Raw genomic sequence first — 18,833 nt, 5'->3', positions numbered from 1 at the left:
GGCTACGCCTTACCCGGCCTACATTTGCGGGTTTGGTAGGCCGGGTAAGCGAAGCGCCACCCGGCAAACCGATCTCAATCCTCTTCCAGCAACCGCGCTCCCGTCCCCTGCTCGCCCAGTTTGTCGCCGGGGTTACGCAGCGGGCAGTCGCTGCGCGACAGGCAGCCGCAGCCAATACAGCCATCCAGTTCGTCACGCAGCGCGACCAGCGTATGAATACGCCTGTCCAGCTCTTCACGCCACTGGGACGACAGCTCTTTCCACTCTTTCGGGCTCAGCGTGTGCCCTTCCGGCAGCACGCCAAATGCCTCGCCGATCGTGGCCAGGGGAATTCCGATTCGTTGCGCAATTTTGATAATCGCCACGTAGCGGAGCACGTCGCGGGTATAGCGACGCTGGTTGCCCCCGTTGCGGATGCTCTTGATTAACCCTTTGCTTTCATAGAAGTGGAGCGCCGATACCGCCACGCCGCTTCGCTTTGCCACTTCGCCGGGGGTTAACAGCGCTTTAATGCGCGGCAATCTCTTTTCCATAAAACCTCTTTACCTCAAGTTAACTTGAGGAATTATACTCCCCCGCAGAGAAAACGACGAATTAACCGAGATAGTTGTATCTACAGAGGGGCAACCTTATGTCGCATCAGCAGATTATTCAGACGCTTATTGAATGGATTGATGACCATATCGACCAACCGTTGAACATTGATGTGGTCGCGAAAAAGTCGGGCTATTCGAAATGGTATTTACAGAGAATGTTCCGTACGGTCATGCATCAAACGCTGGGTGAGTACATTCGTCAGCGCAGACTGCTGCTGGCGGCGCAGGCGCTACGCTCAACGCAGCGGCCGATTTTTGATATCGCGATGGATCTTGGCTATGTGTCGCAACAAACCTTTTCCCGCGTGTTTCGCCGCGAGTTTGACCGCACGCCGAGCGACTATCGCCACCAGTTGAATTAATCACGCTCAGTGCAAAGGTTGCTGCTGCCAGGTCATAAATTCCTGGGGCGGCATCGCTTTCGCGAAGTGCCATCCCTGACAAAACTGGACGCCGCGCTTCAACAGCCAGCTCACCTGCTCTGCCGTCTCAACCCCTTCCGCAATGGTTTTCAGTCGCAGGCTTTGCGCCATCTCGATAATATGCTCGGCGATCAGGTGGCTGGTGCTGTTGGTCGTTAAGGTATCGATAAACGATTTGTCGATTTTCAGAATATCGACGTTCAGCGAGTACAGATTGTGCAGGTTCGAGTAGCCGGTACCGAAATCATCGATCGCCACTTCATACCCCGCCTGACGAAAAGCCTGAATCACCGGCGTGGTTTTAGGCACGTCGATAAAACCGCGTTCCGTCACTTCAATTTTGATTTGCTGCGCGCGGACGGCATAGTGGCGGGCCTTCTCAGAAATCATGGCGATCAGCCGCGAGGAGTGGAAATCCGTCGCCGACAGGTTAATCGAAATATAGAGATGCGGATGTTCGGCAAGGAAATGGCCCAAATCGCTGAACACTTCCTCAACGACATAATCCGTAATCCGCTCGCTCATCCCCTCATTTTCAGCCAGCGGAATAAACTCAGCCGGGCTCATCACCTGCCCGTTAAAACCAGGCCAGCGTAATAACGCCTCCGCGCCGACACACCGGTTGTTCTTGATATCAATAATCGGCTGATAGTGCACGCAAAGCTGGCGTTTGTTCAGCGCCCTGTGCAGTAAACGCCCCGGCGAATTGAGCTCACGATAGGTGCGGGACCAGACCAGCAAAATAATAATGCTGCAAATCATTCCCAGCGGCAGCGTTAATGTCGCCTGATGGTAAAGCGTTTCATAAAAGCGTTTATTCGATGTCGACACGATGGCTGCAATCGGTCTTTTGGGGGACGTGACGATCGTATAAAAGCGGTTATCTTTTTGAAATACCGATTCCTTATCCCGAATCATCGAATTTAATAAAGAAACATTGGCTTTCTGACTGACGGAAAAGAAAGCATTGGTTACCGTGTCGTATACCCCCCACGAGAGAGAATGATCCGCAGACATGACTTCGCTGTATGAAAGTGGATTAACGACCACCACATAATTTCCACGCTGCATATATGTCATTTTATAACCAGTATAAAATGGGGTATCGCGATAATAATAGATAGCGACGTCAGGTTTACGCGTGTAATTAGCGACGGGAATGGCGTAGGGACGATCCGGTGTAAAAACGGTCGAACAAAGAAAATTCTGACCTTCAGCATAAATTAAATCGGCAACAAACAGGCGGCCACGAACAACGTTCAACATATATTGACGGTGCCCCGGGGTGCAAAGCTCGCCCCGATATTTTTCCGCCTCGTCCCGGGCCAGATCAACCTGCTGTATAACCAGCTCTGTTTTGTCTAAAGCCAGTTCAGCAAATGTCCGTAGCTGGGCGCTTGTTTCAGACACGGCTCTTAGCTGGGCAAACCATAGCGCAAGCATCACCGGCAGCATAACTACCATGATGATCCCTACCACCCTGAGCATCTTGCGCTGCGCGCTACGATTCATTTCCCGCCCTATATCCCTGCATGTTGTACGCCTGTAGTAATGAAGGCCGGATGCTGTGTTAAACAGGTGATTACGTTGCATGAATCATGCGAAGTTAGCAACTGACTTTTCGTATTAAAAATCTTAAATTTCGTTATGACGATAATATTTTCCCGTAAGTGAAACTGTAAGTATTCGTTCCGTTTCAATTAAGGAAAATAATTATCCAGCCCGTAAGGGCGGTGGGAAGATAACACAACAGACGATTGTTGATTAAGCCAAACTTCTGGCAGCATGAAAAAAGCACACCGTCATCATGACGTTTTATGCTATTTGATCGGGTGTATTGTGTTCACTGATTTATAAATAATCAGCCGCCACCACCGTTTTTCCTCGCCCCAAATGCTTAGCTTCATATAACGCTTTATCAGCACGCCTTAGCAAGGCTGAAGTATCCCGCTGTCCCCCGCGGACTTCCACGACCCCTGCGCTAAACGACAGCGACAGCGTTCTCTCGCCCACAATCAGCGGATGAGTTTGCAGAACGGTGCGCAACCTGGCGGACAGTTGCGCAGCGCCATTGCCGTCAGTTTGCGCCAGCAGGAGCAAAAATTCCTCCCCTCCCACGCGCCCTAATGCGGAGCCCGAAGGGGCCAACTCACGGATAGCATTACAGAAGTGAAGAAGCGCCGCATCGCCCACCGGGTGTCCCCACTCGTCGTTGATCTGTTTGAAAAAATCCAGGTCAAACATCAGAACGCAAAAATGGCTGTTAGCCTCCTGCCTGGCACTGGCGGCCAGCGCAAGCTCCAGCTGCTGCAAAATCGCCGACCGGTTAAAGCAGCCGGTGAGATCGTCAGTGGTGGCTTTAACTTCGAGTTGCTGTTCGGCTTTTTTCCGCTCGGTGATATCCAGCCCAATATTCAGGATAGAGTTGTCCGGCAACAGAATGTTTGACCACAGCACCGTCAGCGGGGTGCCGTCTTTGCGTAGCGGATGCCATTCATACATATCCTTCAGCGGCGAGACATTGACCGACTCTCTTACCCGCCGCCGCTCTTCAGGATCGGGATAAAACAGCGAAAGCGGATCGGCATGTTCCGCGATCTCCGCCATCGTCCAGCCGAATACTTTTTCACATTCGGCATTCCACAGCACGCAGCGGTTAAATTTGTCGAAAGAGTTCATTAAAACCGGGGCGCGTTCAAAGAGCGTCTTATATTGCGTCACGACGCGCTGCATTTCCTGCGCCGTTTTTTCTCGGGCAATAATTTCCGCAAAATAGTCTTTTAATTTTTCGACCAGCACCACGACGATATTTTTCAGGATCGGCAAAGAAGAAAGCCTTTCTTCGAACGCTAAAAAGAAATAGCCGCTGCAGTGCCAATTTTGGGTGGAAAGCTTGCACAGCACACCGCTTTGCAGTTGCGCATAGCCCGGGTGCTGAGGAGGAAATAACGTGCGGCCAATATTCTCTTTCCAATAGACCACCCGCCACGATCGATGATGTCGCTGAAGCAGCGTGTTCGCCAGGAAATCGGCCACGTCGAGGGGATGGCAGGTCATCTCCCCGGCGGATACCACGCGCTTCAGCCCGTCATCACCGTTTACGCTGACCCAGGCAAGGCTTGCGCCCAGCGCGCGACTGATGGTCGCCAGCATGTCGGCCAGAGAACATTGAGCATGAAGCTGGGGCATTAGCTTAGCCAGCGCATGCAATGCCTGCATGCTGTCATTAACAATCTCACGTCGGTTTTCTTTCATTTTTTTCGCTGATTATCAGGCGATAAACCGGACGCAACTTTCTTCAGATTCGAAAAATCGACAAACCAATGCGCAGGCTGAATCTCAGCGTAGCGAATTAAAAACAACGTTGTGTGTAATTAAAAACGTACAAATAAATAAAAAAATAATGAAATTCAAAAACCTGAAAGGTTAGCTGCGAGTAAAATTAATTGTCCACTCAAGCATAAGCCATAGGGTTATTGCTGTAAACATTGTACAGAGTGCGTCCTTTTGCATCAGTTTTGCTATCTTAATGAATTCATTATAAAGAGTGCGGGAACTGGGGAACTTAGCCAGCAAAGATATATTTTCACTCAGGCACCCACTGATTCTCGGCAACTATGAATCGCTCGTTTTTCATCATCCCGGGACTGGCGAATAAAACAGCAAACGTGATATAGTTCACACAACTTATGTAACGAAAACACTCTGTTTCATTCAGTTCGTCTGTTTTATAGAGGATGGGTTTTATGGCAACCATTACTACCAGCATGGTACTCCTGCGCTGGCCTTTGTTGAGTGCGGTACTGATGTTTTTGGCCAGCACGCTGAACATTCAGTTTCGTAAATCTGACTACGCGGGTCTCGCTGTCATCAGCACGCTGTTGGGGCTGGGGGCTGCCTGCTGGTTTGCAACGGGTCTGCTTGGCATTACCCTGCTGGATATGGCCGCCGTCTGGGAAAATATCAAAGTGGTGATGGTTGAGGCGATGAGTCACACGCCACCAGACTGGCCGATGGTGATTACCTGATCCCTTATGGAATAAAAAAACCCAGACGATGTCTGGGTTTTTTGTTTGGGGTACGCGGAAATCAGAACGGTTAAGTTTACCTAATACCTTGTCTATTAACACTCAATAGACAGTTGGGCCTTAGCAAACGCTTAGATAGGTTAGAAACTGAACACTTGTTTCCTAAACCGCGAACTTTTCTAGGCTCAACTGTAATGAATTTTGTAAGGTATTAATTTCATATACTTGTCAAACTTTACAGTTTAACTACCTTCGCCAATTCTGCCCGAATGCAAGAACTACTTGCATGCAACTTACCAGTTAAGGCTAGTTGACGACGGCTAGCAAGCTAAATTTAATCGTATGTCACCAAGCAACAAATGCGGGCCAAAGTAAAGTGAGTTACGTCACTTTGCACCTTGTGCTACCGTACACAAAGCCTCAATATCTTCAGCAGAAAGTTTATGATGTTTAAGTTGCTTATGAACGATTTGCGAGTCGGCATACCCACCATTACTCGCCAACGAGATTGAATATGCTTGTATCGCATTGCGCATCCTATTGAGTCCTTGTTCGTTAACTATTCGGATGTCGGAATGGGGCGATGCCGCGTGTTCAAATATGGTTTTAGGATGCACCAAGATGGGAGTCCTTGTACAAGTGTGACCGTACTTTTCATCAAACCAGACGATGGACCCATTTAACTGGTTCGTGTCATGTTTGGAGATTCTTTCTGCCAGAACAGCTCCGCTCTTGCACTCAATCACGAAATACCTCGAGTTGCCAAGAGCCCAAAGATTATCTGGTCCTCTGCCCACTAGGTCTTCTGGCCTCTCGGATCCGAAACCGAGAAAAATGCCTAATTCCTTAATGGCAGCCTCAAACCGCTTCGACCCTTCCTCTCCCCATTGTAGATCGTCTAACAACCCGTTGACCCATATGATGAGATCGTTTCCTTCGAGAAAACGCGTCATGAACTGAACGGCTGCGGCCGCTTGTCCGCTAGCGGGTGCGCTGAGACGGTGATAAGTCGTTCCTGCCAAGGGTTTAAGAAGTCGATAGTTATCGCTGAGCGCGGCCAGTTGCAGTTCCTGCGCCTGTGAAGGGTCAGTGAAATTCGTATACGCCGCTAACTGCTGCTTCAGATAGCCTTTGATCTGACGCTCGCTTGCTGCATTCACCGCTGTCTGAGCCTTATTCTTAGCAATGTCATATCGCGACACACGGGCCGCATCGAAGGCCTCCCGCAACAGGACCTGATTATCGTCAATCCGTCCCCCTTCGACAGGTGGCGCATTCACAACCGCATTACGGCCAGCCTGTACCCAGTTGTCATCTTGGGTCAGGCATAGGCCCATAATACCCTGCAGCTTCTCAAGCGATTGTCCACGCAACTGCTCCGCCACACTTTTACCGAGCTCAATCTGAGCACGAGTGGCTGAAGAAAACATCGTTTCAGCTTCGGGTTGATGGAGTCGTTGCGTCAACCTGCCACCAAGCAATAGTACGACACAATGATCGTCACTTGAACGTACACCACGACCCATTCCCTGTTCAATTCTCTGAACTTGGCGCACAAGTTGGCGTTTGGTTCCGTCTAGCAGCAACATTTCACGCCTTTCACCGAGTCCGTAAACCTCCGGCAAGCCATCAATGACGAGCAACTCACAAGCCTTTCCTGGCAAATCGATACCGTCGTATTTATTAATTAGTACGGTTAGGCCTACAAAACCGTCCTTGAGACGCTGTATTCCAGCCTGAATGTTATCTTTGTTAAGTATCTGATGAGCAGAATCTTTCCAGAATTTCGCGCGTTCTTTAGAGGGTACGATAACTACTACGTTCAGATCCTTTGCGATATCTGACACAAGTTCGCGGATCTCCTCCATTTTGAAGTCCGGATTGATCTCCTGTGGGGCAAGAATCATTCGGTCTCCAATATCTCCGCCCCCTTTAGGTCGGATCGGCTTAACTACCTCGTCCGCCAATGCCCCAAAGTGACTCACGAGGATCGTGTCGTCAGCTAAGGTGGCCGTCATATAGATTCTTCGCTGAGCAGTTGCGAAGGATGGAATGCGGTCGATCGGAATGAAATGCGGCGCGATTTCTAGTTTACCGCCGCCGAAAAGGCAGGTGCAGAGCGGGATACAATCGCGCAACAAGGGCCAACTCCATTCCAACTCTGCAGAATTCCGTTGTGCATGAAGCAACGCGATTACTTCCTTTTGTTTAGACTGCCAAGCCCAGTATGGCACTTCCATTACAATGCTAGGATCTAGAGCCTGCACGTCGAGCAGCCCAGTAGGGGACTGTTTATCCAAGTCGTTCTCAAAAAGGTTCAGAAGGTCGTCGTACACCGGTGTGCCAACATCTGCCTTTATCGAGAACTGGTCGTGGACCACGCTAAGACATGCATGTGCATCATCGACAACAACACAGCCTATCGGGATCTTTTTCTGTCCGACCCCAAAAACCGATCTTGCATTGAATAGCTTCCACACATTAGCAACAAGGATGGCACGTCCAGCAAGGAAATCTGGATCCTTCTCATCGTCTGTTGCGGGAATGCCGAGCGCCTTAGCCTCATCTAGTACCTGATTGACAAGGAAACTATCGGGCGTAATGTATACTGCGGGCTTGACGTTTTCGTTGAGGGAGCTCTGCAAGCACAGCAGGCCCACCACAGTCTTACCACCGCCGGTATTCATCTTCAGCGTCAAATCTTTGGCCTGCCTCCGTGCATACCAAACGTCAAGTACGTCCGCCTGTTCATCCAATGGCCGCTTGAAACGAGCGTCTCGCTTAAGCGTCGTAAAGATTTTTCTCGGGTCAGTTTGTTTTGCACCGATACCAGCGTTCAGCTTGTCAAAGTCTAGGCTCATGTAACAATCTCAAGTTAGGATTGGGCTATGTAAGTCCCCAATATTTCTATAATGTATTACAATGACCATGCAACGAGATAGTCATTGCCCCAATTAGAACTTTAAAGCACTCCGTTTCTAGATTCATTGAACCACTACAAATTTTATTAAAACGCTACAAGATAATTCCTCCTAGAGCTAGGAGAAAATTGGGGGCTATCAATCCATAGATTGACTTGCACCACAGCTGACGACATGGAGTCTAGATGACAGAATTTATGACAATACACACTTTTATCTGCTAGATAGTGATATAATATTCCATCCTATTGATATATACCGAGGTATACGTGAAAAATCAGGTTGATATCGAACTCCAGAGATTGATAAGGGCGCGGTATGACGCCGCGTTAGAAAATTGGAGTGAATGGAAATGGTTAGAAATCGGGCATGGCGTCGTCATCATATATCTCGATTAAAATTTAAGAGAAAAACATATCGAACTGCGGTGGCTAAAACAGCAAAAGTTGTAGGGAAAATTTACTGCACTCCTTGTGCTTGTTCTTGTTATTTATGTGGTAATCAAAGAACTCATCACGGATTGAACATTCAAGAGCTACGAGCCTTGCTGCGTTTCACTGATTGACTTATAAAAAATTAATCTATTAGATAATAAAAAAGGCTCCAACCTCAGGAGCCTAAATTGCTAAAGAGCTAATTAAAAACATTATCTTTTACTACATCAAAGAATATTTTCCCGTGACATATAACCAACAACAGATCCTTTTTCCACCAAAAACTCTAATATTACTAAAACCTCTTCCTTCAACTGTTTTGTTCGTCTAATTCGCTCACGCTCAGTGTTAATATACCGTCTAACCAAACATTCTAAATAATAAACTGTATCATTCTCCAATTTCTTTTCACATAACTCTTTATTAGCCGACAATATCCCTGAAAGCCAGGTTATACCTTGATTAAGATAGCAACCAGCAATATTATTCAAAGATTTAGCAAGAGAGTATAAAGTTGAAGGGCAATGACCCATAGTTTTAGAAACATCGGAAAAGAATTGACTGTTGCTATCTTTAAATGTGTGCCAACCATTAGAATTTTCTTTCCAAGAAGTTTCAGCAAAAAGATAACTTTTTAGAATTTTATCAACATACCAATACCTATCTCCATCTTTGCACAAAGTAACCACCTTATCAAAAAACAAATCCCAAACCTGCCAAAATTTGGCATAAGTATTTAATTGATCTTCGGCAAGAATAAATTCTTTAAATAATTCTGCAATAGGTTCAGAACCATTGAAACCATCAAGAAAGGGTTTTAAATAATCAGGGAGTTCACTCGCAGATGTATGAAGTGTAAAATAGGCAAATCTTTCTAAGAATGAGTGCCGTACAGCGTAATCTACTCTATCCTCCCGATCACTCGATAATAGGCTTGTAGAAAAATGTTTAACAATCAATGATACCAATTGCTTATGCTCAATATTAACAGTATTAATTGGGATCAAATGAAAAGCAGTATTCAAAATATGTAGTTCAACCTTTTCCATATCTCCTAAATGATCTATAGAAATTTTATTACCAATGACATTTGATATGCATTGTCCATAATCATTTAAGAACCTCTCATTGAGATTCGTTTTTTTGATATCATAGTCGCCCTGTCGATACCTCTCATGAATAATTTCCCGTCCGAGAGCCACATGCTTTGGCTTTAAAATCAAAAAACCAAACAATAAAGACTGCATGTCATCAAAATAGTCTTTCCATAATTTATGAATCACCATACTAGGAAATACGGAGTAACGTCCCCCTAACATTCCAGTAGGATAATCATTAAACAACGTTAATAGTAATATTATTTTGATAGTATCCCTTTCCATTGGGTAATTATGATAAACTACAGATAAAGCTGAAATTGCAGAGGTTGTCCCATCAAGAGCCTGATAATTATAACCGTCCGACAAAGGCAACTTTGAATACGCTAAAACAATATCTTTACAGTATTCTCTTTCTTCATATGCTAGCTCGTTAAAATGCTCTAATAGCAATATAGAACAAACATCCGCTGGTATATTACTATTTAAAAGGCGGAAATCGTCATCACTGTTTTCATTAAGCTTACACATTATTTCCTTAGTCTCTTGTAAAACAACCTGCGGTTTATTCTCATACATTTCATACAGCTTGTGACGTTCATCCTTATCTCTTTTATAGCTTACCCAAAGCTTCAGCGTCATATACTTCATATGTTCGGAATTTTTCTTGATTGCTTCATCACTATACTGTTTTAGCTTAGGGTCGATCTCAGGATTGAATAATATCTCAATCCCTTCATCTTTCTCCTTAGTAGTTATCTTCATCTTCCGCCGATCCATTCTCGCTAAGCAAAGCCTCCACGTTTTATCGACTTCTGTTTCTTGTGATTCATCAGGAAACTGACTATAGTATTTATCGAAAATATCCCAAAGTACTTGTTGTCTTTCCTTAACAACTTCCTCCGTTATATTTTCACTTCTGAATATTTGATAATGCAAAGCTAGATTTTCGAGATAATTATTTCTGTGGACATCATCACAAGCCTTAATCCTATCTTCTTCGTGTAAAGTGTTTTTGTAATTTGCACCGCCAAAGCTATTCCTCAGTGAGATTAATGAACTTTTATGTGTTTTGTCTAGAATCATTCGATTCATATCAAAATGGAAGAAAGCCTTTGTTTGGAATAGCACTTTAGCTACATTGAATGACTTCTCAGGAAATGCAAGTACAATACTCGTAACTACCGCGGAGATAGAAGCTGACTTGGAATTTCTCAGCAAATAGAGAAGCCAGCTTTCCAGTACTTTTGAGTCTGCATTTTTAAATTTCTCAAGGAAAAACTTCTCCAAAGCCATATGAATTGATGAGAGTAAGTAGGCAGAGACCTGTGTGCCTCGATATGAACACCATAGACGATTGCATATATATTGCTTTATTAACTTCCCGTCTTCGATAAAAACTTCAACTTCTTCAACTTCGTTTTTAGCAAAGCGGGAGTGTGCAAAACATACCGTTGTCTTGTTCGTAAAATCAAGAATGAAATCTATTGTTTTTTTGAACTGTAATTGTAGCAACCAATATATAGGAGTCTGATATGGACTTTCTGGATAATAGTCATGATGAGACCTAAATAGACCGAACTCATCTTCAATATCCATATGGTGATAACGTTCGCCTTTTTCTTTAAGTGGCCGATACCAGAACAGATCTGCCAATTGTAGAACATATTCCGGGAGAGATGCCCAAACCGGATGTGAATCTAAGTCTGTAAGGATTAAAGTCATAAGATCGAAATATGGGGTACCGTGCTCGTTCCACCTATTTTTAAGAACCTTAACTAAAACCTCTTCTATTTCAGGTTTAATCATGGCCGCCCCATGAAGAATCGCATGCAAAATATTTTTCTCATTACCCCTTCCGGATAAATAGACATCCTCCTCTACAGTCCATTGATAATATTTTAGGGCTATCAAACTAGATAATCGAGTCGTTTCACCCACTTTGTTCTTTTGATTCCACTCTTGAATCACCGGAAGTATAAAATTAATATTTCTGACGCCGATTTCATCTAAATTTTCATGGATTAATTTGATCAAACTATGCCAACCAGTTCCCTTTGGCTTGGTAAGAACATATTTAATGGAAAGCAGATCAGAATTACTAACCCCTAACTGTCTCAGGAGATCGTAATCAACATCCTTGCAAGCAAGCCTAAGTAAGAAAGTTAGTCTTTTTAAAAGATTCTGGTCATTACCAAGTAAATATCGTTTAAAGAAATTAAAAAACATATCTGAGTTGTCGGAAAGAAGGACAGCTATCCATAACTCATCTTTCCAAAATTTTGATATTCCTTCCCCACAGACTATTTCGGCGATAAAAGGCTTTAATGTCTGGTCATCTAAAAGCAATCGTTCAGATATCCAATTCCGGAAACTACGGCGAACAGGAAGTGATTCTCCTATTTTTTCGAAGAATTCATTATTGTTCGCTTTACGGATATAATCGACGGAAATTTTCTTTTCTAATGCCCATTCCTCGTATATATCATGTGTAATGAAGTAACCAGCAGCTTCATAGCCGATAACTCCGTCTTTAACTAACGCATCTAAAATTTTTGTATCACATGCCGGGGAGACAAAAAATTGGCCCTCGCTAGCCCGCTGAAAAGCAGTCGCTAAGAAACACTGCTCTCGAGAAGGTTTATTTTTAACAATAATCTTATTCCAAAGCTTTTCTTTGAAGCTCACATAATCGATACTTTCATCGGTATAGAACCTCAGATATTCACTTAGATAAAATGGATTTTTGATTAGCTCTAATAATCGAACATCTTGAGGAAGGCTAAATCCATTATTATCAGATAACTCTATTAGCTCGCTGCGTTCAAGGTTCTTTATTACTAAGTTCTCAGGAGTTATCTTATAAATATCTATGAAAGCATAGTTCAGATCTGACAAGTAGTTGTTACGGGTTGTGAAAACAATCTGCCATTTATCCTTTATTAAAACAGTTAGGAATTCTTTAAAAGGATCGATATTGGTCAGTTCTAAAAGCTTTTCAGCAGAATCTACGACTATGACTTTACGTAATTCGTCTTGATGAGCATTAGAGAAATCGTCTAAGCCATGCGCACCGAATAGCTCATTAATGCTGTCCTTTTTAAATTCGCTAGCCTTAAAGACATAGAAAGGAGTGCATTGTTTTTCTGCTTCATAAATTTTTTTGATAACTGCTGTTTTTCCAACTCCACCCTCTCCGCTGACGATGACAATTTTTTTCTGAACTAGATTCTCATATAGAATTTCTATGCAATGTCGTCTGTCAATTTCAATACTTCTGTCTTTGAAATCTATATTGGTTTGAATTTCATATAAAACATTTTCTGTGTGCTTGCGCTTTTCTTCTAATAAATCAAAGATGCTTTCATTGAGGGAGAAAAAATGTTTTGCAATCTTTTCATTCTCAACTATTACAAACGGTGATTCAAAAAAACTAGCAACTCTCCATACTATTTCGATACCCGACTCATATGCTTTCTGATCAACTTCAATTTTTATTTTTGGATCGTTACTATTTCCGATATTTTCCAGATAATTATCAGCACTCTTCTCGTCTTCAGGTTCATGGGACTTTCTCCCCTGCCCCCACTCTTGATTGGTATAGAAAATGATCTTACTTAATCCTGGATAAGCCTTTTTGCTTTTCCCAATCATTTCTATAAGATCAGCTTTGTTATCCGACAATTTTGTGTCATAGAATTTAGCTTGCCAACCGATAAGCTCATTATCTTTGGTTATCGGATTAGTTTCGATACCAGATTGATTCTTATATCTAAATATACCTGCGGGTATTTTGAACTCTTGACAGAACAACAAGTAGCAAAACCACTCAAAATTATCTTGAGGATTCTCATTAAATTTAGCTTTAAAATTATCCCAGTTTGGTTTGACCATTTAATTATTCTCCTAGTTTTTTGTAAATAACTGCCCCTATACAGAGAAATGCACCCTCGATATCGTACTCAGCAACTATCTTCTTTCTCCATCAGAGCGCTCACGGTCAATTTTTGTCAGCTGCGTATTAAGTTGATGTTCTGTCATTCCATGTTTGTATGCATTGTATTGCCAGATCACAAACTGTTGTTTGTACCTCCGGTTCTCTTCCTTAAGCTCTTCGATTTCGCTTTCAAGATTCACAATCCTAGCGGCTGCAATGTTCAAACTAGCTGGACGCGGATTTTTGGGGCCACGGCCTTTAAGCGCCCCTTTCTTTGTTTGATAGGCAGTCACTATTGCCTCATGTGCATTAAGGGACTGTCTCGACGGCAACTTTCCGACCAATGGTTCTGCCGCCTCACAGATTGCTGACCAGGACAGTTTTGGTTCCTGCCATCCTCGAATTAGATTCACGATGGCGTTAATGTCTCTATTGTCCAGATGCTTAGCCAAGGCCACCTCCTAACAAAGTTGTCAAATCATCTAACATCACAGCTTCTTCGCTTTCTTTGCCTTTTTGCTCGATGGCCTCAATAGACGTCTTTGCGACAACACGTCGAAGCTGGCTGAAATCATTGCCCCGGAGCTTAATCTGGGCACCATTTTCAATGCCTGGATTCTCTAAAATAGCGACTAGCTCACGAAGCCGGGTGACAGTTTTCTTGTGGTATTGATACCAGCGATCAGCCCCCATCTCGCAGCTTTCTACCGCTGCATCAGCAATACAAAGCATTTGTTCTAACGTCACCAAACGTTTCTTAATTCGATCCAATATTTCTGTATCCTCGCCTTTGATACAAACCTGCTCGGTACAATTGATGCAATCTCGGAACTTCTCGCAAGGACCGATGGTGTAATCATGTACGCAGTAGCCATACTCCGTCACATGGACTGCGGCATGCTCTAAGGTACTGAACTCCAGCATAGTCATAGGAAAGTGCTTCGCCACCTCGCCTGCCGGCCCAAATAGAGCTTTTGAGGAATCGAGGCGTTCAGCCATGCCAACCAGCTCATATTCAGTCATGTGGTTGTAAGTTCGATTTTGTTTCACATCTGCCCGCCCCGACCACTTGGCAATTTCCAGGTTTGACAGACCGCCGCGCTGGGCAATGGTATTGAGTAGATGTCGAGCCTGGTGGGAGGTCAGTTTTACCGGTTCTCCGTTTACAGCATGGTAACAATGGCGATCAAAGATACTGGTGTGTTTTCCTTTCAAAACAAGACGAGGAGTTAGATCGCTGTTGAAGAAATTATTGGTTGGCTTATGCAATTCTACTGGTAGGCATCCTCTGTTACCGTGGAACTGATTTGCATTCAGCGCAAACAAGGCATTGCTGTACTTAATTCCCTTGTCTTTATCAAACCACGGGAAGTCATCAGGCAAACGCGCCAACGTATGCTCCCACAAGCTTTTTAGTGTATGAACACCATCTTTATGGGCCAACCCTCGATTATAAAGAGAAGAACGGCATTGTTTTTTGGATTCAGAGACAAGACCGAGAGCCATACATGACTGCTCTATCGTCAAAGGCTCATCATCGGCGACATCAGGGCAGTTAGCATGGCGGTAAAATCTATTCGGATGTGACTCAATCCACTTAGCTAGTTGCCGAGCATTCTCAGTTAACATTTTAATTCTGGCTACGGCTATTTTAGCGACGCTGACCATTACTGTGGGTATCCATTTGATGTCTCCCTCATAGCCTTTACCGGCAAAGAAACGCCAACCATAGCGTTCTATACCATCGCGGTCCGTTTCGAACACCTCACAATCCGCAGGAAGTGCTAACACCTCAGAAATGCGTGAAGGAGCTGACATCAGCATGGCAAATACCGATGTTGTAAATATGTCTCTTCCGTCTATTGGATCATTGGCAAAAATTTCCGCAAGCGCATTGAGAGCGATATCACTCGGTAGTTTCTCTTCCCTATTTTTATTCGCCTCTCTACCTGTTTTGTTCTTGTCGTCTGCACGCTTAATGGGGTTGACCCAATTTTGCACAGCACATGATACAAGCTGGTTTTCGACGACAAACTTAGCCAGCCGCTCAATCTCTCGACCACAATGATATGCTGAGCCATCGGAGTAGTGCTGCCTTGCCAACTCGGCTGCTTCATCCAGTACTGAAATCGAAAGGCCATTAATATTTGCATTCCCATTGACTTGAAGTAAAGCCGCCTCGACTGTACGGAAAGCCTTACTTTCATTCTTTGCTCCCGTGGGATGATGCCCCTGCTGGTAACGGAAATAAGCTTTGGCAAAATCAATGAAAGCAGGGTCTTGTACCTCTCCCTGTATAGGTTTTCGCGTAGTCATGCCTAACTTGGCAAATACAATTATGTTTGGCCAAACAGGTGCCCCCCAATTTAAATCGGAGCCGAATACAGTCAATTGATCTCGGCACTTGGATATGAATACTCGAAGGTTTTCAGCTGCTGTCAGCGTAGCCTTTGGCTTAAACTGGAAAATCTCAGCCATTGGCGATTGCTCCCTGTGGACGAAGCTCTTCACGACGTTTTGCACAACGCATGATCACATCTGCCACCGCGATAATGCTGCGATCAAGTACGGCAGCAATCTGGATGTCGCCGGTTATCTCTTTCACCCGTTCACGTTCGTTGAGCAGCCACTGATAGACATCGTCATGGGGGCCATCCAGCCAAGGCTGGAAATGCATGCAGGTGTAGCAAGGAATAGGAACATTGGCACCACAAAAGCCATACTCCCCACAATTACCAACACTATGGCCCATATCGGTCCTAATACGACTGGCAGGGTCGTTACCTCGATACGCGCCCCTCTCGGAATCGACAAGTACCCCGACAAAAGCCTGGGCGTATGGTGCCAATTGGAAACCAACCGCCTCATCAAGCCTTTTCACATGCTCGGGAATGTTTTTGATGTAAACTCCGGCGTTTTGGGTATCCGTATGGTCAAGCAGTTCCGCAATAACCAACTCGCCAAAGCCTTCCCTAGCTGCTCGTGTGCCCGTGGTATAGCGAAAACGACGAGCATTGATATGTAATAGCTCACCGGTGCGTTCCGACCGGATATCCGATTTTTCTATGATGTACTGAAGTGTGTTGGTTATCTTTGCTGCGGGAATGTGGAGTTTGTCAGTAGCAAGTAGCTGGCGGAATTCATAAAGAGATTGGACGACATCTAACACATCAAGATCTGGAAACAGAGGGATTTGCTGTCGGTCACCTTCCTGCAATTCAAACCTTAGATGATTCTCAATCAGTGAAATCGCATTTCTTGCCTGAGCGCTCAGAATTGCCCATAGTTCCAGTGATATCGCAAAAGGTTTGAAATTTTTACGAAAAGAGCTGTTGCACTGCTTGGCTCGCGGCACATTCAAAACATAGAATGGCTCACCTTTTTCATTTTCACCGCAAAGCACATCGACCGCATGAAGCATCGAGATCTGAATGGGCCGTCGTCCTGTATGACTGATGCTAAGTGCCATCGCCAACTCAGCTATGGTAATTAAGCTCTTTTCATAAGCCCGAACAGCCCCCTCGTTAAACGCTGTCAGCTCATTATCTGTCAGTGGCCCTTCATGAGGATCCTGACGCTTAACCGCATCCCCCTTACGATTACCCTTTAGCCTCCAGCCATACAGCAAACGGATCACATCTTTGCTGATACCGGGATAACCAAGCTGGTGCCAAGTTCGAAGAAAGCCACGTATAGTTGCCAGATACCATTCTGTTGCAGGCGTCAACATTGAACGATAATTAACCAATGTCGTATCAGTGATTGCTTCCGCTTCAGTCTCACGCAGCATGTGCTGAAACCGCATAGTAATGTTCATAGTATGAGAAGCGGAAAGACTAGAAGCATAAAATGCTAGTGTACGCAGGCAGCCATCAAGTACCTCGCCTGACAAGTGTTGGTGAATATCTGCAAGAGTAACAGTTGTATTTTTATCCAAAACCCACGATGGATCATACAACTGAAAGAAGTAGCCATTGGCCTTGGCACGGATTTGATCTGATGATGCTCCAGGTACAGCTCTATTCGTCATCATTCTTCATGTCCTCTGGTAAACGGGTACCGCTGCCTTCTTGCAATACCAGAGCGGCCTCAAAACCCTTTTGCCGAATGAAACGTTTGTTGTAAATAGCTGCGGTTCCTGAGCCATCCCTCCAGCCCATTAAATACGAACGAAGCTGTTCTTGGCGTTCCTCGCTGACTTTCTCATCCATTGCATCCATTCTTTCTGAAAACTTGCGATTCCAGGTATGACGGAGCGAATGCCCGGTCGCTGCATACAATTGCGGCGAGACAGTCCTGACCACGGAAAAAATTTTGTGATATCCCGCCTTCGAAATAGGATTACCCACAGTTGGTCCAGACTTGTATGTCACAAACAAGTAATCATTTTTCTTAGCATTTCGGATTTTACGCCGATCATGAATGATATAACTATGCAGTTCTAGAACTAAAGATTCAGACAACGGTAAGAGTCGTTCTCTGGTTTTGGCATTAGGCTCATTGGTTCTAGAGTCAGCCCGCTCATCTGCTCGCCTAACAATACGGATCCTGTTAGTACTAAAATCAACATCCTGTATTCTGATATTCAATAATTCACCACCCCGAATACCAAGATAAAACAGAAGCAAGATCATCAGCCGATTTCGGCGCTGCACTTCAATTGAAAAAGGATTTAATTTGGATCCAGGAAGGATAACTTCAAATAGTGAATCCAATTGAATATCACTCAGTGACCTATCTTGTAGCTCACTGCTTCTGCGCTGTTTAGAAGGCCTGCGCTTCTTTATCTGTTGCGCCATAGCGTCGATCTGTTGGACCACTTCCAGTTCTGCCGTCTTTAAAATATGCATCGCATACCAGTGTAAATAGTTGGCACACGTTGTCAGCCTAGAATGCTGTGTTCCGTTATCAACAATATCGGACTCCGGCTCATCAAGCCAAAGGGTAGAGGATGTATTTAACGACTTCTTTGCTTGCTTACGCTGAGCAAAATCTCGCAGGTCGTCCAGCTCATGTGGTTTTAAGAAATTTTTGGTCAAAAAACGCTGTTCAAGGTCAATTCCACGAATATCTAAAAAGCGGAGCAAAACAATTAGGTTGCTAGCCGCCGCTGACATCGTTGAAAAAGCATCCCCCCTATTGCGGAGTTGTGTTGTTAAATAAAGAGTAGGGTAATACACGGGAAGGCCAGAAGAGCGATTCATCACTATGCAGTAGCGCTCGCCACTGTCCATAACAAATGTTTTAAGCCCGTAGTGATTCTTCATGCACCTACACCTCATAAATTTTACACAATTGCAAGGTCCATAATATCCTAAGAGAGGGTCAATAAAAAATTGACGGTTTTGATATGTCGAATACAAAAAAGCCCCTGTATTAACAGAGGCTTGATAGAAAA

The 18,833-nt window shown here is 44.5% G+C and carries 11 protein-coding genes; 2 read left to right on the top strand and 9 right to left on the bottom strand.

The features are described from left to right. Nucleotides 1–74 precede the first annotated feature (74 nt). Nucleotides 75–533, bottom strand: a complete 459-nt coding sequence (gene soxR, locus ACMWJS_RS19505) for a redox-sensitive transcriptional activator SoxR (protein ID WP_008503388.1) — start codon at nucleotides 531–533, stop codon at nucleotides 75–77. A 98-nt stretch (nucleotides 534–631) separates the two neighbouring features. Between soxR and soxS the strand changes: the two genes are divergently transcribed. Continuing rightward, nucleotides 632–958, top strand: coding sequence for a superoxide response transcriptional regulator SoxS (gene soxS, locus ACMWJS_RS19500; RefSeq protein ID WP_008503387.1), 327 nt, complete (start codon nucleotides 632–634; stop codon nucleotides 956–958). 6 nt (nucleotides 959–964) lie between these two features. Here the strand turns inward: soxS and ACMWJS_RS19495 are convergent, their stop codons facing one another. Then, nucleotides 965–2,530: an EAL domain-containing protein gene (locus ACMWJS_RS19495; protein ID WP_414747440.1), complete on the bottom strand. Its 1,566-nt coding sequence runs from the start codon at nucleotides 2,528–2,530 to the stop codon at nucleotides 965–967. 339 nt (nucleotides 2,531–2,869) lie between these two features. Beyond that, nucleotides 2,870–4,273, bottom strand: a complete 1,404-nt coding sequence (locus tag ACMWJS_RS19490; protein ID WP_048030236.1) for a sensor domain-containing diguanylate cyclase — start codon at nucleotides 4,271–4,273, stop codon at nucleotides 2,870–2,872. A gap of 491 nt (nucleotides 4,274–4,764) precedes the next feature. Between ACMWJS_RS19490 and ACMWJS_RS19485 the strand changes: the two genes are divergently transcribed. Next, the gene (locus ACMWJS_RS19485; protein WP_045261050.1) at nucleotides 4,765–5,046 is read left to right on the top strand and encodes a YjcB family protein; all 282 of its coding nucleotides are present in this window, start codon (nucleotides 4,765–4,767) and stop codon (nucleotides 5,044–5,046) included. Between the two features lie 386 nt (nucleotides 5,047–5,432). Here the strand turns inward: ACMWJS_RS19485 and ACMWJS_RS19480 are convergent, their stop codons facing one another. The 6 genes from ACMWJS_RS19480 to ACMWJS_RS19455 all read right to left on the bottom strand — a co-directional run bounded on the left by ACMWJS_RS19480 (nucleotide 5,433) and on the right by ACMWJS_RS19455 (nucleotide 18,702). Next, complete coding sequence (locus ACMWJS_RS19480; RefSeq protein ID WP_414747439.1) at nucleotides 5,433–7,907, bottom strand: DEAD/DEAH box helicase; 2,475 nt, start codon at nucleotides 7,905–7,907, stop codon at nucleotides 5,433–5,435. 721 nt (nucleotides 7,908–8,628) lie between these two features. Further along, entirely contained in the window at nucleotides 8,629–13,392 is a 4,764-nt protein-coding gene (avs4, locus tag ACMWJS_RS19475; protein WP_414747438.1) for an AVAST type 4 anti-phage nuclease Avs4, read from the bottom strand. A gap of 75 nt (nucleotides 13,393–13,467) precedes the next feature. Beyond that, nucleotides 13,468–13,887: a hypothetical protein gene (locus ACMWJS_RS19470; RefSeq protein ID WP_181264021.1), complete on the bottom strand. Its 420-nt coding sequence runs from the start codon at nucleotides 13,885–13,887 to the stop codon at nucleotides 13,468–13,470. Further along, complete coding sequence (locus ACMWJS_RS19465; protein WP_414747437.1) at nucleotides 13,880–15,913, bottom strand: integrase; 2,034 nt, start codon at nucleotides 15,911–15,913, stop codon at nucleotides 13,880–13,882. The genes ACMWJS_RS19470 and ACMWJS_RS19465 overlap by 8 nt, the downstream gene beginning before the upstream one ends. Then, nucleotides 15,906–17,465, bottom strand: a complete 1,560-nt coding sequence (locus ACMWJS_RS19460; protein WP_181264022.1) for a site-specific integrase — start codon at nucleotides 17,463–17,465, stop codon at nucleotides 15,906–15,908. Before ACMWJS_RS19460 ends, ACMWJS_RS19465 begins: the two co-directional genes overlap by 8 nt. Next, a complete protein-coding gene (locus ACMWJS_RS19455; RefSeq protein ID WP_044702296.1) occupies nucleotides 17,455–18,702 on the bottom strand; it encodes a tyrosine-type recombinase/integrase in 1,248 nt (415 codons plus the stop codon). The genes ACMWJS_RS19460 and ACMWJS_RS19455 overlap by 11 nt, the downstream gene beginning before the upstream one ends. Nucleotides 18,703–18,833: the final 131 nt, after the last annotated feature.

The organism is Enterobacter sp. HK-058-C-ECC (assembly GCF_047531125.1).
GTDB lineage: Bacteria > Pseudomonadota > Gammaproteobacteria > Enterobacterales > Enterobacteriaceae > Enterobacter > Enterobacter quasiroggenkampii.
This window is presented reverse-complemented; position numbering and strand designations above follow the sequence as displayed.

Excerpts from the sequence above, each read along its gene's own strand:
- ACMWJS_RS19460 (WP_181264022.1), bottom strand. The coding sequence starts at position 17,465 with ATGACGAATAGAGCTGTACCTGGAGCATCATCAGATCAAATCCGTGCC.
- soxS (WP_008503387.1), top strand. The coding sequence starts at position 632 with ATGTCGCATCAGCAGATTATTCAGACGCTTATTGAATGGATTGATGAC.
- avs4 (WP_414747438.1), bottom strand. The coding sequence starts at position 13,392 with ATGGTCAAACCAAACTGGGATAATTTTAAAGCTAAATTTAATGAGAAT.
- ACMWJS_RS19495 (WP_414747440.1), bottom strand. The coding sequence starts at position 2,530 with ATGAATCGTAGCGCGCAGCGCAAGATGCTCAGGGTGGTAGGGATCATC.
- ACMWJS_RS19455 (WP_044702296.1), bottom strand. The coding sequence starts at position 18,702 with ATGAAGAATCACTACGGGCTTAAAACATTTGTTATGGACAGTGGCGAG.
- ACMWJS_RS19485 (WP_045261050.1), top strand. The coding sequence starts at position 4,765 with ATGGCAACCATTACTACCAGCATGGTACTCCTGCGCTGGCCTTTGTTG.
- ACMWJS_RS19490 (WP_048030236.1), bottom strand. The coding sequence starts at position 4,273 with ATGAAAGAAAACCGACGTGAGATTGTTAATGACAGCATGCAGGCATTG.
- soxR (WP_008503388.1), bottom strand. The coding sequence starts at position 533 with ATGGAAAAGAGATTGCCGCGCATTAAAGCGCTGTTAACCCCCGGCGAA.
- ACMWJS_RS19480 (WP_414747439.1), bottom strand. The coding sequence starts at position 7,907 with ATGAGCCTAGACTTTGACAAGCTGAACGCTGGTATCGGTGCAAAACAA.
- ACMWJS_RS19465 (WP_414747437.1), bottom strand. The coding sequence starts at position 15,913 with ATGGCTGAGATTTTCCAGTTTAAGCCAAAGGCTACGCTGACAGCAGCT.